The organism is Absicoccus sp., from assembly GCF_034090965.1.
Taxonomy (GTDB): Bacteria; Bacillota_I; Bacilli_A; order Erysipelotrichales; family Erysipelotrichaceae; genus Absicoccus; species Absicoccus intestinalis.
In genome coordinates this window covers 16,102-32,763 of record NZ_JAXDRQ010000028.1, presented here as the reverse complement: position 1 = coordinate 32,763, position 16,662 = coordinate 16,102, and the positions used below count along the sequence as shown (strand labels likewise).

14 protein-coding genes are annotated in these 16,662 nt (G+C 34.8%); 12 read left to right on the top strand and 2 right to left on the bottom strand.

The window, feature by feature from the left end:
* Positions 1-615: GH25 family lysozyme (locus SOS22_RS04140; protein ID WP_320596408.1), on the top strand; the 615-nt coding region annotated here is incomplete at its 5' end.
* Positions 616-1,191: 576 nt separating this feature from the next.
* Here the strand turns inward: SOS22_RS04140 and SOS22_RS04135 are convergent.
* Entirely contained in the window at positions 1,192-1,593 is a 402-nt protein-coding gene (locus SOS22_RS04135; RefSeq protein WP_320596407.1) for a hypothetical protein, read from the bottom strand.
* Between the two features lie 224 nt (positions 1,594-1,817).
* Entirely contained in the window at positions 1,818-1,988 is a 171-nt protein-coding gene (locus tag SOS22_RS04130; RefSeq protein ID WP_320596406.1) for a hypothetical protein, read from the bottom strand.
* Between the two features lie 459 nt (positions 1,989-2,447).
* On the opposite strand from SOS22_RS04130, the gene SOS22_RS04125 reads away from it, so the two are divergent.
* The 11 genes from SOS22_RS04125 to SOS22_RS04075 all read left to right on the top strand — a co-directional run bounded on the left by SOS22_RS04125 (position 2,448) and on the right by SOS22_RS04075 (position 16,635).
* Positions 2,448-4,187: an LCP family protein gene (locus SOS22_RS04125; protein WP_320596405.1), complete on the top strand. Its 1,740-nt coding sequence runs from the start codon at positions 2,448-2,450 to the stop codon at positions 4,185-4,187.
* A gap of 87 nt (positions 4,188-4,274) precedes the next feature.
* The gene (locus tag SOS22_RS04120; protein WP_320596404.1) at positions 4,275-6,002 is read left to right on the top strand and encodes an LCP family protein; all 1,728 of its coding nucleotides are present in this window, start codon (positions 4,275-4,277) and stop codon (positions 6,000-6,002) included.
* Between the two features lie 110 nt (positions 6,003-6,112).
* Positions 6,113-7,471, top strand: coding sequence for an exopolysaccharide biosynthesis polyprenyl glycosylphosphotransferase (locus tag SOS22_RS04115; protein WP_320596403.1), 1,359 nt, complete (start codon positions 6,113-6,115; stop codon positions 7,469-7,471).
* Positions 7,471-8,238: a glycosyltransferase family 2 protein gene (locus SOS22_RS04110; protein WP_273343801.1), complete on the top strand. Its 768-nt coding sequence runs from the start codon at positions 7,471-7,473 to the stop codon at positions 8,236-8,238. The genes SOS22_RS04115 and SOS22_RS04110 overlap by 1 nt, the downstream gene beginning before the upstream one ends.
* On the top strand, positions 8,232-9,461 hold the full coding sequence (locus SOS22_RS04105) for a glycosyltransferase family 4 protein (RefSeq protein WP_173445764.1): 1,230 nt from the start codon (positions 8,232-8,234) through the stop codon (positions 9,459-9,461). Before SOS22_RS04110 ends, SOS22_RS04105 begins: the two co-directional genes overlap by 7 nt.
* Before the next feature lies 1 nt (position 9,462).
* On the top strand, positions 9,463-10,350 hold the full coding sequence (locus SOS22_RS04100) for a glycosyltransferase family 2 protein (RefSeq protein WP_277633669.1): 888 nt from the start codon (positions 9,463-9,465) through the stop codon (positions 10,348-10,350).
* Complete coding sequence (locus SOS22_RS04095) at positions 10,316-11,293, top strand: glycosyltransferase family 2 protein (protein ID WP_320596402.1); 978 nt, start codon at positions 10,316-10,318, stop codon at positions 11,291-11,293. The genes SOS22_RS04100 and SOS22_RS04095 overlap by 35 nt, the downstream gene beginning before the upstream one ends.
* A 42-nt stretch (positions 11,294-11,335) precedes the next feature.
* Entirely contained in the window at positions 11,336-12,322 is a 987-nt protein-coding gene (locus tag SOS22_RS04090) for a glycosyltransferase (protein WP_320596401.1), read from the top strand.
* Between the two features lie 42 nt (positions 12,323-12,364).
* Positions 12,365-14,329, top strand: a complete 1,965-nt coding sequence (locus SOS22_RS04085; protein ID WP_320596400.1) for a hypothetical protein — start codon at positions 12,365-12,367, stop codon at positions 14,327-14,329.
* 192 nt (positions 14,330-14,521) lie between these two features.
* Positions 14,522-15,322 (top strand): ABC transporter permease, encoded by an 801-nt coding sequence (locus SOS22_RS04080; protein ID WP_320596399.1) that lies wholly within the window; start codon positions 14,522-14,524, stop codon positions 15,320-15,322.
* A gap of 11 nt (positions 15,323-15,333) precedes the next feature.
* Positions 15,334-16,635, top strand: coding sequence for an ABC transporter ATP-binding protein (locus SOS22_RS04075; protein WP_320596398.1), 1,302 nt, complete (start codon positions 15,334-15,336; stop codon positions 16,633-16,635).
* Positions 16,636-16,662 lie beyond the last annotated feature (27 nt).

Genomic DNA, 16,662 nt, shown 5'->3' with positions numbered 1-16,662 from the left:
CTGCCTGCATCTGATGTTAAGCATTGGGGTGTCGATATTAGTCAGTTTAATGGATCCGATTTTGATGTCACTCCATATGATTTTGTGTTGATTCGATCCAATTATGGGACAACGACCGATCCGCTATTGGAAACCTATGTCAATGCATGTATACAGGCAGGTATTCCTTATGGTTTTTATTGTTATAGCTATGCATTGAGTGTGGATGATGCGCACACGGAAGCAGCCTATACATTGGCACTTGCGAATCAATATAAGCCAACATTAGGTATTTGGTACGATATGGAAGATGCCGATAACTATAAGACCAATCGTGGTGTTTGGACCAAAGATGCAACCTTATCTTTCTGTCAAACCTTCTGTAAGGATGTCAAAAGTATGGGATGGTATACAGGTATTTATTCGAGTTCTTGGTTTATTCAGAATTGGTATAATACTGGTTTAGAAGACTATGATAAATGGGTTGCCCAATGGGATGCGAATGATGGTCAATATCATTCGGATACGCATACTTTGGGATCGATTCATCAATATACATCGGTGGATGATAAGTATCCAAATGGCCTGGATAAAAATGCGATGTATGTAGATTTTGACTACTATACACTTGTGTAATGTGAAAGGGTTGTGACGAGTGATTGCTCCAACCCTTTTTGTATGTTAAGCGCAATACATTTTAGGATTTAAAAGTACTCATTGCCAATGGTTTTCATCATGAGATTAAGCCTTAAAAAGGAAAAGCACAAATTATTGATTCGAAAATGGAACTTCCATCTATGGTTGGTAAAAAATATCGGTGAATTACAACGCCAATTCTATATTTTAGGCGATACTGAAAAAAGTATTTATTTTTAAAGCATGTTATCAATTAGTACATATTTATTAAGATTCACATCATCGTACGGTGCGTACTGAAACTGTATATTTTTTTAGTTTGTCTTACTTAATTCATTTATTTTAAGGCAAAATTGTCAACGGAAAATGACAATGTCCTAAAAAATTAAAAATATAAGCCTACTTTTCATAGCGTGAAAATTGGGGAATTTTCTTATTCAACTTGGTCTGTAGTTTAATGAATAACGAACATTTGTCAACGATAAACTTTGCGGAAACCATCCTTGATAAATGTTCTATGGATTCATTCTTTTTATTATCGCCTTCGTTGAATCAAAAAATCATTAAATATTAGATTCAGTAGATATATGGGAGCTTTTGAAAAATATAAACATATCCATTCGTCACGGATGATCCAATGGAGGAACATACTTTTTCTTTTTTTTCCGTTTTGGTTCCGAAATCAAAAGATTGGATGACAAGACAATCTGTCCCATGAAGGAAATATTGTTTGATTCCATTGGAATCACAAGGAATATAGTATTGATTCTTGAAATGAATGGAATGTCCGCAATCGATCTTTCTCTCATTTAATATGGCCAATGTGGTATTGATTTGTTTTGCGGATGGTTGAGCAGCGAATACGGATTTGGTACTATTAAGATGTAAAGCGAATTGATCATTAAATTTAGCTAGGTAGGACTTGAGAAATTCGTTGGCTTCTTCAATCGTCTTTACATTCTGTCTCTTGAGTTCCACAGGAAGTCTTGATTGAAGTGTCTAGTTAATCACGTTCAATTCTTCCTTTGGCTTGAGGGATCGATGTTGTTTTGATTTCAACGCCCAATTGATGGCAGCCGTAGGAAAACTGTATAAATATGTCTTCGTCATCGAATGGGCGATTTTTTCTTCGATATTCGAATACTGTTCTTTTGTCCGTATAGATTCTTTTGTCCGTATAGAAAAGATAAGAAATCCCATAATCATTCAATATCTGAGAAAAGATACCCATTCAATGTTTCCTGCAGATCAAAATACGCGCCTACCAGGGTATTTGTTGCATCATCGATGGCAACATGTAGATGCCATATCTCATTTGGGACCCATTCAAAGCTACTGGCATCCATTTGTATCATTTCACCAATATATTTCATGCGTGGCCGGCGAGGATGAGCCTCACTTTCATCCAATCGATGAATCTGTTCTTTATATTCATTTTGGAGCTTTTTACTTTTTGTTTCTTCAATCTCTTGTTACAATTTTTACTTCATCATCTTTTTTGTCTTCTTTCTTACCTTGGGGGGAAAGAGTATTTTCTACCTTGCTTACCCATTTCTTTGTATCGTAAAATAAGTCGATTGATGGTTCTTCGAGAACAATTCGAAGTGATGGCTACTCTATTCTTGTTTCCGTTCTCTTCAACGAGCTTTTTAATTGTTTTGTATTTTAATTCTTCTTTCATAGTTAGTATTACATGTCTTATGATAAGACCTCCCGATGAATAACTACATCATACAGGTTTATGAGGTCATTATCATTTTCCGTTCATATACTTAATTCATTTATTTTAAGCAAAATTTGACAATTAAAAAAATTAATGATTGAATGATTTTATGAGTGCAAAAAAACAGCCACGAAAAATGTGGAATCCCAAAAGACATAACCCTATCTTGCGTTTGATTTCTTTGTTGAGTTTAGTTGCGATGGTGATGCTCATTCTAGAAATTGTACATATAGGCATATTACCAGTTCGTTTTGAGATTCCTATTTTAGGTTCTGTCATATTATTGACATTGATTATTTTTTTATTCTATAACTTCACTTCTCGATCTCGTTTTTCTCGTTTTATTAGTGGTCTATTAGTTATCGCTTTAACCTTTGGCTATGGTTTAGGAAGCTATTATATTTATCGTACAGATAGTGCCATTTCATCGGTGACCGATCTTTCCAATAAAGTCATCAACAATGTTTCTTTTGTCGTTATGAAAGAATCCAGCATTAAAAAATTAAGCCAGGCTTCTGGTGCCAAAGTGGGTATCACACCAAGCATTGATTCAAAAGCAATGAAAGAAGCATTGGCAGATGTAGAATCTTCCATTTCTATTGATACCGTAAAATACACATCGTATTTGGATGAAGTGCAAGCACTGTATGATGGAGATATTGATGCAATGTTGTTAAGTGAATCCTATCGAGGCACAATTTATGATCAAGAAGCCTATCAGGATTTTAATCAACGGACCCGAACGGTACACACCACGCATTATACGACAAATCGGAAAAAGGCTATTCAACAATCCACAGATGCCGTGGACGTCACCCAAGAACCATTTACAATTTATGTGAGTGGAAATGACTCTTTTGGAACCCTTCATGAAAATAGTCGAACCGATTCCAATATGTTGATTACGGTCAATCCAACGACACACACGATTTTGATGACAAGTATTCCAAGAGATTATTACGAACCGATTGTTTGTAGTGCGGATAGTGATTCGGATTGTCCAGATGGCGAAAACGATAAATTGACACATTCGGGTATTTATGGCATTTCAACTTCGGAACAAACCATTGAAAATTTTATGGATGTCGATATCAACTATTATGTTCGTGTAAATTTTTCTAGTTTAGTCAATATTGTGGATGCTGTTGGTGGCGTGGATGTCCATGTAGGGAAAGGTTTAGCCGTCAAACAATTCTATACCGATCATACCGTTGGTGGCGTGCATGAGGGGACCAATCATTTGAATGGACAAAAAGCACTGGCATATGCGCGTGAACGATATTCGTACACAAATGGGGATATGCAACGAGTCAAAAACCAGCAACAAGTCTTAAAAGCATTGATCAAGAAAATCAAATCGCCATCGATGATCATGAATTATGGCAATTTGATTGATGCGTTAGGTGGTGCTTTTGAAACCAATCTATCCAGTGATGATATTCGCTCATTTGTCCGGATGCAACTGTTATTAAATCCTAATTGGACGTTTGAAAGTTATGCGATGATTGGAACACCAGATACACGAATGTCGGCAAGTATGGGTACGTATGCATCCGTTACTTTGCCAAATAAAAATTCCATCACGACCGCAAGAAAGAAAATCGAAGCGGTCATCAATGGAAAATCATCCAAAACGGTAAAAGATACGGCTAAACAAGAAGATACGACAAGTGAATCTACAAGTACAGAAGAGTACAGTACGGATACGGATTCGAGCTATGGTCAAGGATATTATGATTATGGTCAGTCTACACCGTCGTATAGCGATAGTTCACAAGCACAAGACGATTGGGGTTATTATCAACAAACCGATGATGCAACTGTGGTTGATCCAAATGAATATCAGTAATAATGGGGTTTTTAACCCCTTTTTATGTGCATTCTTGACAAATGTGGTAAAATAGTTCTGATTTGTATCGTGAAAGGAATCCTTTTTATGAAAAAGACGAAGATATTTCGAGTGTTTTCCATATTGATTTCCATCTTATTGGTTATCTCTGCTGTATTCGTAGCCTATCAGGCATATGTATTAAGTATTTTACCAAACAATATTCTATGGATGGTCATCATTATCTTAGTGCTGATCGTTGCAATTTTATTACTTCTGTTGAATTTTTCGAGTAAAAGAGTATGGAGTCGATTGGTTTCTTCCATTTTGGTCATTGCGTGTAGTTGTGGCCTTTTTATAGGAACGCAATATATGTCAGAAGCCAATGGGTTTATCGATACCGTGACCAATACGTCAGGAAAAATCAAGCATACAGTTCAGGTATATGCATTAAAATCGAGCAAGATTTCAGAACCCGCAGATTTAATGAATAAAAAAGTTGGGGTTTTAAAGGATATCGATACAACAAGTACAAGTAAGTCGTGGAGTGATCTAAAGCATAAATCTGTCAATGTGACGCAAAAAAAATATAAGAGTGTTGAGGCATTGGCCAAAGCTTTATATGACAAAGAGGTATCGGCCATCATCATTAGTGATTCGTATGTTTCTGGCATTGAAGAAATTGATAATTATAAAGATTTTGGGTCCAAGACTGTGTCCATCCTGAAAACCATTTATTATACAAAAGACAATTTGTCAGCGAGTGCTGTTAGTGACATTACTTCCAAACCATTTACCATTGAAATTAGTGGTAATGATAATTATGGAGGGCTAGAATCCGTTGCACGTTCGGATGTTAATATGTTAGTAACGGTCAATCCAAAGACGCATGATGTATTGATGACAAGTATTCCGCGTGATTATTATATTCAATATGCTTGCGAGGATGGGGAATGTCCGGTTGGCGAGCTGGATAAATTGACCCATACCGGAATGACCGGACTGGATACAACACGTGATACCTTGGAACAAATGTTGGATGTTGATATTAATTATACTGTTCGATTGGATTTTGAAGCGGTCAAAGCCGTTGTGGATGCGGTTGGTGGTATTGATGTGTATGTCAAAAAAGGATATGCCGTTGACCAATTCTATACCAATCCGGGTGTGGAAGGTGTCCATGAAGGCAAGAACCATTTAGATGGAGCACGGGCTTTGGCCTATGCACGAGAGCGCTATGCCTATGAAGAAGGCGATCGACAACGGGTCAAGAACCAGCAACAAGTCTTAAAAGCGTTGATCAATAAGGTGCTTTCCAGCAATGCACTGACTCATTACAATGATTTGTTGAAAGCCATGTCCGGCGTATTTGAAACCAATATGACGGATAGTGAAATTAAACAGTTTGTACAATATCAGTTGCAAGACAATCCAAAATGGAACTTTGAAAGTTATGTATTGGATGGTCAAGGTGATACGTTGTATTGCGCCATGGCTGGACAAACCGCTTCGGTTTTGGTACCCGATCAAAGAACCATTGATATCGCATCCAAGAAGATCAAAGCGGTCATTGCCGGCAAAAAAGCATCAAGTGTTTCTTCTAAATTGAAGGGTGAGTTTACGATGCCGGATTATATGACGGGGGTACAATCCCAAGATACGTCGAGTAGTTATTCTTCGGATACGTCTCAATATACAACAGATCAATCCGTGGATTATTCAGGATCAACGTATTATGATGCATCCTCGCAGGCGCAAACACAAACCTATACACCAACCGAAGATACGACCTATCAACAAGATGCCAGTGTCGATAATACAGTGGGTGCGCAATAAGATATAGACTCTAACAGATTGTTAGGGTCTTTTTTTTATCGATTTCACTTTTTTGTTGGAATATGTAATAATAATCGCAGTAATGCTTACAACAGGAGGCATTGTTGCTTATGACAAAAATAGGTATATTAAACTTTATTGTAGATACATTATTTGCGACTTTTCTTTTGGTCGCGTTGCCATGGTTAGACAATGATTTTCAATCCCGTTTATTCGTGGCCTATATCTTAATGCAGATCATCGTGGGGCGCTATCGTCGCATCGTTCTTTTAGCAACCGATGAGTTGCGTTTATGTATCATGAGTCATGTCTATGCATTCATGATCGATTTTTTGATCATTTGGTCCTATTCACCCAAAGATTGGAAAATGTTGGTTTTATTCATTCTTCTATGTTTTGTCTTTGATGTATGGTTTGCCATCTTTTCTAGACACCATTTCCGTAAGTATTTCGAACATCGTGTCATGGTCATTGGCGTTGGTCCTTCTGCCGAACGGTTTCGCACGACCGTAGCACACAATCGGTTTTCGATGTTTGATATTCGTGCTTTCATCAACTGTAACCATGTTCCTGAATTTGAAAATATCCATCAGCGCGAATTTGTCCAATCGCGTCGTATCTATCCCTTCTATGAAATGGATGCTTTATTAGAAACCCAGCATATTGATACAGTGATCATTGCGATTACGCAGATGAATCAAAGAGATATCCAACGCATCATGAATAAAGTGCAGGATGTCGCTGAGAATGTCTATTTTGTTCCTCGTTTGGAAAATTTAATAACGTTTGATACAAAAGTGGAAGATTATGACGGACAATTATTGGTGGCCAATTCTTCGGGTTCGATCACAACGTTGAGTGCGTTTTGTAAACGGTTGATGGATATTGTCTTTGGCCTTTTGGGTTGTATTCTTTTGCTTCCCTTGTCTCTTTATGTCAAGATCATCAATGTGAAACATGGCGATCATGGGCCCATCTTCTTTACGCAAGATCGGATTGGCAAAAATGGAAAATTGTTTAAGATTTATAAATATCGAACCATGGTGCCTCATGCAGATCAGATCCTGGATGAATTAATGGCAAAAGATCCAGCCATTCGCAAAGAATATACCATCAATAAGAAATTAGAACATGATCCACGCATCACCAAGGCTGGCGAATTCTTACGTAAAAAAAGCTTGGATGAATTTCCTCAATTTATCAATGTCTTAAAAGGAGAAATGAGTTTAGTCGGTCCTCGACCTTATTTACCAAAAGAAAAAAAGGATATGGGGGAACATTATAAATTCATCATTCAAAGCAAGCCGGGCCTTACGGGGATGTGGCAAACCCATGGCCGTAGTGATGTCACGTTTGATGAACGCTTGATGCTGGATAACTATTATTCCCATAACTGGAACATTTGGTTAGATATTACGATCATTTATCGAACCATCAATATTGTCTTGGGTGGAAGAGGTGCCATGTGATGCAGCCATTATCTATTTCAATTGTAGCGTTTCATGATTATGACGACATCAAAAAAGCCATTACTTCGATCGTTCAATATACATCCATTCCCTATGAAATGTATGTTTTTGATAACAGTGTTGACGATCCTCAAAAAGAAGAATTTCAATCGTTTTTGCAGGTCAATCATGTACACTATGTGGATAACCACGAAAATCAAGGCTTTGGGAAAGGGCACAATCATGCACTGGAATATATCGATTCTAAGTATCATGCCATCATCAATCCCGATATCGTGATCCAAGAAGATGTGTTTGGACCCATCTTTCAATATCTAGATCATCATCCAGAAGTCGGCATGGTCATTCCCAAGATCGTGGATGATACGGGACATCTTCAAGAAGCGTATCGAAAAGAAATCACTGTTTTTGATATGTTTACCCGCTATTTCGGACGGCACATCTTCAAAAAACGGATTCAAGACCATACCCTATCGTATATGGACTATTCCAAACCCTTTCAAGTTCCTTTTGCGCAAGGATGTTTCCTTGTTATTCGCACGAATCTATTTCGACAACTACATGGATTTGATGATCGTTTTTTTATGTATATGGAAGATGCGGATTTATCCAAACGCATCAATCAAGTATCGAAAGTCATGTATTTTCCCGATGTCGAAGTGATCCATCATTGGCAAAAGGGTTCGCATAAAAACAAGCGTTTATTTAAGATTCATGTACAATCGGCACGAAAATATTTTCATAAGTGGGGTTGGAAATTATGGTAAAAAAAGTTAAAAATGTCATCGTGATTTGTGACTTTGCGTATATCGAAGGCGGGGCTTCTCGCGTGGCACACGAAAGTGCCATCGCCCTTTCTAAAGACTATCATGTAACCTTATTTGCAGCGGTTGGACCGGTATCGGATGAACTGCAAGCATCCAAAGTAAATGTGGTGTGTTTGGGACAAAAAGATATCTTACATGATAAAAATCGTTTGCATGCGGTGCTACAAGGTTTATGGAATAAAGAAGCAAAAGAAAAATTATCGAAAGTATTAAACCATTTTTCTTGTGAAGATACCATTGTTCATGTCCATACGTGGACCAAAGGAATCTCTAGTTCTATCTTTGAAGTATTGGAAGAAAAAGGCTTTCAAGTTGCACTGACGACGCATGATTATTTTTTGGTGTGTCCGAATGGTGGGTTATATAATTATCCACATCATCATATTTGTGAGATTCCACCGATGAGTGGAACATGTATTCGCACAAATTGTGATGCACGAAACTATGGACACAAATTATTTCGAGTTTGTCGACAAAAGATTCAAAATGATCATATTCGTCCACGCAAGAATATTTCGTATATTTTTATTTCCGATTTTGCGTCAACCCAATTGTTGAGAAGATATCCCTCTATTCAGAAGCATTATTTTTTAGAAAATCCCATCAATTTTACGAATCGTTTTCAAGTCGAATGTGATAAAAATCCATTATATCTCTATGTAGGACGATTAACCGATGATAAAGGTATTCGTATTTTTTGTGAAGGCGTCACCAAAGCCCATGTACCCGCTGCCGTCATTGGCAAAGGTGTTTTATATGAAGAATTAAAAGAAAAGTATCCAAATATTGAATTTGCGGGCTGGAAAGAAAAAAAAGATATGGTACCTTATCTAAAACAAACGCGCTGTTTTGTTTTTCCTTCCACTTATTACGAAGCCAGTCCTTTAACACCATTGGAAATGTTGGCTTGTGGCATTCCTTGTATTGTTTCGGATAAGAATGCATCCAAAGACATCATTGAAGAAGGAAAGAATGGCTTTTTGTATGATGGCTATCAAAGTGAAGCATTAAAACAAGTCATTGAACGATGTCAAGAGGATGATTTGATCAAAACAATGAATACGTATATTTATCAAACTTTTGATACGACGAAATATTCCATGGACAATCATATTCGTCATTTAAAAGAAATATATCAAAGCATCTTAAATGGAGGTGACTAAGATGGAATTGTCCGTCATCTTGGTTGCTTATAAAAGTGGCCCCATTGTACGACAAGCTTTGGAATCCATTGCCCAGTACAATGATATTGGTGATGAATTGGAAGTCATCGTGGTCGATAACAGCCCGGAAAAGGAAAGAATCTATCCAGATATTCAGGATATTCCTCTGCCTCATTTTCAATATGTGCCCAGTGACAATCGAGGTTTTGGAGCAGGGAATAATGAAGGTGTCAAAGTATCGAAGGGAAAGATCCTTGCCTTCTTAAATCCAGATATCATTTTGGTGGAACCTATCTTTAAAAAAATTATCCAGCGATTTCAAAAGGAATCCATTGGTATGTTAGGTATTCAATTATGCTATGAGAATGGGAAACCAGGCTTTTCTTTTTATAATGATTATCAAATGTCTAGTATAAAGAAATGGACACTTAAGTTATGGAACAAAATGGGACGATTCAATCCAAATCAAATGTATATATCCGGAGCCGATATGTTTGTTCCTCGGGATTTGTTTATCCAAGCGGGGATGTTTGATGAACATATGTTTATGTATTATGAAGAACCAGATCTCAAACGTCGTATCGAAAAGCTGGATCCAAGTAAAAAAAGTGTGTATGATGGATCTTTAAAAATGATTCATTTGGAAAAAAAGAGTACCCCATCTTCTTTAGCGATGATTGGTCATGAAATGGATTCCAGTGTATATTATGGAAAGAAATATGATTTAGATTATCAGAAAAAATTAGTATTTGAATATAAGTATTATGGCACAAAAGAAAAGGTGTACCGGATCATCAATAAAGAGAAAGCCAAACAAATGCATGAAATTCGAGTGTATATGAAAGAGAGGATGGATGCACATGATATCGGTTGCGATGGCAACGTATAATGGGGAAGTTTATTTACGAAAACAATTGGATTCGATCCTCCATCAATCTTTACCCGTAGATGAAATCATTATTTGTGATGATCAATCGAGTGATGGAACGGTGGATATTATTCAAGAATATATAAAACAATATCCTCACATTCATTTATATAAAAATGAACAGAATTTAGGATATAAACGCAATTTTAAAAAAGCATTGTCCTTGTGTTCAAAAGAATATATCTTTCTTTGTGATCAAGATGATATCTGGGATTCAGATAAAGTCAAAGAAATGGTCGCCATCATGAATAATAATCCCGAAATGGAAGCATTAGCTTCTTCTTTTACATTTATAGATGAGCACGACCAACCAATTTCCATTCGTAAGAAAAAAGGCTTTTCCAACAACAATCTTTATATCAAAGAAGTACGACCCAATGATATTGTGGAAGTAAAATTTGATGAGTTCCTGAATCACAATTATTTTCAAGGATGTTCTTTATTGATTACTTCTTCACTACGAGATGGTTTTATAAAACGTTTCAGTACCAAATTGCCTCATGATTGGATCATCAATCTGATTGCGTCGAAACATGGCAGCATGTATTTTTATAATCGATCTTTATTTGGATATCGGATCCATTCGAAGAATACGATTGGTGCTAAAGATGCCAATCTGACAACGAGTGAACATGTTAAAGTAGCCAATGAAGAAAATACACGAATCTTGGTTTGTAGTGATGGCATGAAAGTCTTAGAAACCATCAAAGAAGTGAATCCAGAATTTTATGACGACAATAAAAAACGATTTGATGCTTATTATCAATTTGACAAAGAACATATTGAAGCCATTCAAGATCGGAAGTTCTTTCGTTTGTTGAAACAGAACTTTAATCCTTATTATCGACACTTAAAATCAAAAAAAGCGCGGTGTATGGATTTACTCTTTGTTTTAATTCATTGAAATGTATGATTCCGGTTTGCAATGAAAAGGAGAAATGTTGATATGATTTCAGTTGCGATGGCAACATATAATGGGGAACAGTTTTTAAAAGAACAATTAGATTCAATATTTACACAATCTTTGCCGGTTGATGAAGTTATTATTTGTGATGATTGTTCAAGGGATAATACAGTCTCCATTTTAAATGAATATAAGAAAAAATATTCGCAAATAAAAATATTTGAAAATAATGAAAATTTGGGATATAAGCAAAATTTTAAAAAGGCATTATCTTTATGTTCTGGAGATTATATTTTTCTTTGTGATCAAGATGATGTATGGTACGAAGATAAAGTAAAATTGATGATTGACATAATGAACTCGAATTCAAATATATTATCCTTAGCTTCTTCTTTCTCATTCATTGATTCAGATGATAAAAAAGTTACAATACAGTTAATTCCAGGACGTTCAAACAATAATTTTTACTTAAAAGAAGTTGCAAATGGCGATTTAGTCGAAGTTTCACTCCAGGAGTTTATGTTGCATAACTATTTTCAAGGCTGTTCGTTAGTTATCACAAAAGAAATAAAAGATTGGTTTGTTGAAAATTTTTCTGAGTATTTACCACATGATTGGCTCATTAATTTATATGCATCCTATAAATGTGGAATGTATTTTTATAATAAGTCATTATTTGACTATAGAATTCACAAAAACAATACAATTGGGGTCGATATGAATGTTGAGTTAAATGATCAATTGAATAAGCAATTTAAGAGTGCTAATTCAGAATACACAAGAACATTAGTTACTAAAAGTCGAATCGATGTTTTAGAAGCAACAAAAAAGTCTATCCCAGAACTTTATAAAAAAAATAATTATGCAAAATTATTAGATTTTTGTTATAAACATGTAAATGCAATCCAAGATAGAAATCTTTATCAATTAATCATGTTAAATTTTAATCCAAATTATTACAAAATAAAAAAAATGAAAGGAAGATTAATGGATTTATTTTTTGTGATAAAACACAAAAAAAATAAGTAGATTTTACATCAATTAAAGGAAGGAAAAGAGATAGGGGAAAATATGTCAAATTACGTATTAGGATTTTTATGGCTCTTTGTAATGATATTTTTTATATATGGATTAGGAGCAGCCATCACAAAAGAGGATACTTTTATGCCCGATCGTTTGATTGTCGGCTATATTGGTTACTCTTTCATTATTGCCTTATTTGGGATACCCATTCAGGTATTAAATGCACCATGGAAATTGTTCTTCATTTGTATGATCATTCTCTGGATCGTAAGTATCTGTTTTATTGTATATAGATTTCGCAAATATTCGATCCAGATGTTTCCGAATGGCTTTTTGGCATGTTTAAAAGATAATTATTTTTTGATCGTCATCACATGTTTGTTGATTGTCCTTATGCTGTCAAATTTTCGGCCATGGTGGTTTAATAACCATTTAGACGATGGTTATTATTTGAACAAGGTCATGGAACTTCCATATGTAACCAATCCATACAGACACAATTACGCAACTGGATTCACAGATCATAATTATTCAGGATCCTATTGGTTGGCGACCCATGAATCGGAACTCTCCGTTTATGCTTATGTATTTCATGCATTTCCATCTTTGTTTTGCCGTCTGTTTGTGTCAGGATATCATTATTATCTTCTTGTAAATCTGGTGACGGTAGTTGCAAAGAAGATTGCGGATGGCTATAAAAAGTCCTATAAACAATCTTCCCTTCAATATGCCTGTTCCATCGTGCTTCTATTTTCCATGTACGAAGTATTCTTATTTTATAAAGGTTGGATTCGATTAGGAGATTGGAATCAATATACATATGCCATGTATTACGGTTCATCGATTCCGCGGGTCATGGGTATGTTATTGCTGATTGGGCCATTTATCGATCGAAAGAAAATAGATATTCGATTGGTAACTGAGGTACTAGTTATTTCAATTGTACTGATTTCAAAATCTGCAATTGCCATACCAATCATTTTAGCTTCCGTGATCACATATCTGTTGGGATATTTCATCTGTATCCAGAAAAAATACAAAATAAGTCTGATATTTGTATTGTTGTTGATAGGCCTGGGAATCATTTTAAACAGAGGGGATATATTGAGAATCACGCAGTTTGCAAATCATGTATTCACAACAAATATAATATTGTTCATGATACTTTTAATTGGCATTTTAATTTTGTGGTATCGAGAAAAGAAAGCATTGAATAAGGAAGCATATTTTTTAAATACGATGCTCATCATTATGACCTTATTGGTTTTTGCACCATGGATAGGCAATATCATTTCTTCTGTTTGCTTCTTTGACTTTGTAAGGAGAAGAATGATATTAACTTATATCCATACCTTAGTTACTGTGATATTCGTTGAACTGTATTGTACAATGATTCTAAATAAACGGAAACAAAGAACGGGAACTATTTTATCGACTGCAGTTGCCGGAGCATTATTTGTATCATCGTTATTTTCAATCCAGCAAGCAGGAGGAAGTTTGTTTTATCAGCCAAACACCAGTATGATTTCTTCGAATTTGCTAGAGAGTTATAGAGTATTTAAACAGAACCCAATGCTGATGCCAAAAAGTACTATAGAATTAGGTGAGAAATTACAGGAGTATACAAAAGATCATAACAAAGAATTAAACATATTAAGCTTAGATTTACAAACTGTTAATAAAAATCCATACGCATTAGGTGTTCAACTTGGTGGTGTTGCCTATCATAATACGCATGTCATTTCAGCATTATATCGGTATTCAAACCCGCAAACAACAGTATTTAAAGATTATTCAGCCAATAAAAATTTTCAAATCTATTACAATTTTATGGCTACCAATGATGAGAAATCATTCAAGGAATTTCAAACATTATTAGCGAAATATCCGATTAACTGTTTAATAACAGCAAACGATGTGTATACGGAAAAACTAAGCTCTATAGGTTTTAAAGAGTATGCATCGGTTGTTGATAATGATGCAGAGATTTCATACTATATCTATATTAAATGAGAAATTATCTTGTATTTTTATTGTAGGGAATAGTTTTATTTTTTGATGGAACTAGTATATAATCAGTATCGTTCTAGTAATTTATTATTCATGCTTTTTCAAAATAGAAGTAAAGCTTAGAAAACATAAATCTGGATAGAAAGGACAATGTATAAGTAAAAATCATCAATTTTATTTATATAAAGGATTATCATGGATTTATTAAAGAGTATTGCAAAAAACAAAAAATTAATCATGTTTTTAAGTAAAGATGATATTAAAAAATCTTATGCAGGATCATATTTAGGAATGATATGGGCATTCATTCAACCCTGTGTTACTATTTTGATCTATTGGTTTGTATTTCAAGTAGGATTAAAGGCTGTTGCGCCAGGAGATTACAGTGGAATGCCATATATAATTTGGATCATGTGTGGTTTAATACCTTGGTTTTTCTTTAGTGGTGCACTTAATAGTGTGACTGGTGTTTTTCTTGAATATAGTTACTTAGTAAAAAAAGTCGTGTTTGATATTGAAATATTACCCATTATTAAAATAATTTCCCAATTATTTGTGCATTTATTTTTTATCATTCTATTGTTTGTTGTTATGGCAATTTTTGGGAGATATCCAAATATAGCTAGTCTTCAAGTATTTTATTATTCATTTTGTATGATTGTACTCGTTATCACAGTAGGATATTTTACCGCAAGTATTACTGTTTTCTTTCGTGATATAACTCAAATTGTAGGAGTTGTTTTACAAGCTGGTATGTGGTTAACGCCTATTATGTGGTCGTTTGATATGGTTAAGGGGTATTGGTTTAGTTTCATATTTAAATTAAATCCTATGTATTATGTTGTAGAAGGATATAGAAGTTGTTTATTGCGTAATGAATATATTTTGACTCATCCTTATTTAACGATTTATTTTTGGTTATTGGTTCTTATCTTAGCTGTTATTGGTAAGCATATTTTCAATAAAATGCGACCACATTTTGCAGATGTATTGTAGGAGTGATGTATATGGAAAATGTTATTGAAGTAAATCATGTTTCGAAAATATATAATCTATATGCTAAACCATCCGATCGATTGAAAGAAACTTTTTTTCCAAACCATTTAAGACATAAGGAGTTTTCTGCATTACAGGATGTTTCCTTTGATGTAAAAAAGGGAGAAATTCTAGGTATTATCGGAAAAAATGGTAGTGGAAAATCGACAATTTTAAAAATTATTACAAATGTTTTAACACCAACTGAGGGAGAAGTAAGAGTAAAAGGAAAGATTGCAGCATTACTTGAATTAGGTGCTGGTTTTAATATGGAATATACGGGCATACAAAATATTTATTTAAATGGGCAGATGATTGGATTCTCTGAAGAAGAGATGAATGAAAAGCTAGACGATATTATTGAATTTGCCGATATCGGAGATCACATCTATCAGCCGGTAAAAACATATTCCAGTGGTATGTTTGCAAGATTGGCTTTTTCTGTGGCTATCTCTGTTGATCCTGATATTTTAATTGTTGATGAAGCATTGTCTGTAGGTGATATATTCTTTCAAAACAAATGTTATCGTCGTTTTGAGGAGTTCAGAAAACGAGGTAAGACCATATTATTTGTAACACACGATATGGGAAGCGTAGTTCGCTATTGTAATCGTTGTGTTCTATTAAATGCTGGAAAAAAATTAGCCGAGGGAACACCTCGAGAAATGGTTGATTTATATAAAAAAGTCATGGTTGGTCAATGGGATGATCGGGATGCAGAAACCGATGAAGTAGAATTAAAAGTCCAAGAGAAATTAAATTTAGAAAACTCAGATACATTATGGAAGGACCAAATTTTAGTAAATCCATCTATCGAGGTATATGGTGATGGTAGAGCTACAATTATTGATTTTGGTATTTTTTCAGAAGACGGATCTTTAGGAAATAATGTTTATAAAGGTGATTATTATACTGTTAAAATGAAAGTAAAAGTACATGAGGATAATTTATCACCAATATTTGCCTTCAAATTACGAGATACAAAAGGATTAGAATTAACGGGAACAAATACTATGCTAGAAAATATTGACACATCAATGATAAAAAAAGGAGATATTGTTACGATTTCTTTTTATCAAAAACAATATTTACAGCCTGGCCAATATTTAGTTTCTTTAGGTTGCACTGGATATAAAGGTGATGAGTTTGTGGTATATTGCCGCAATTATAATTGTTGTGTTCTGGGCGTTGTGTCTGATCATGGAACCGTTGGTGTATTTGATAGTGAATCAGAAGTAAGTGTTTCAGTAGAAGGAGAGAGTTCAATAAAATGAATGCTCTTCTTTTTTGTGTTATGATAC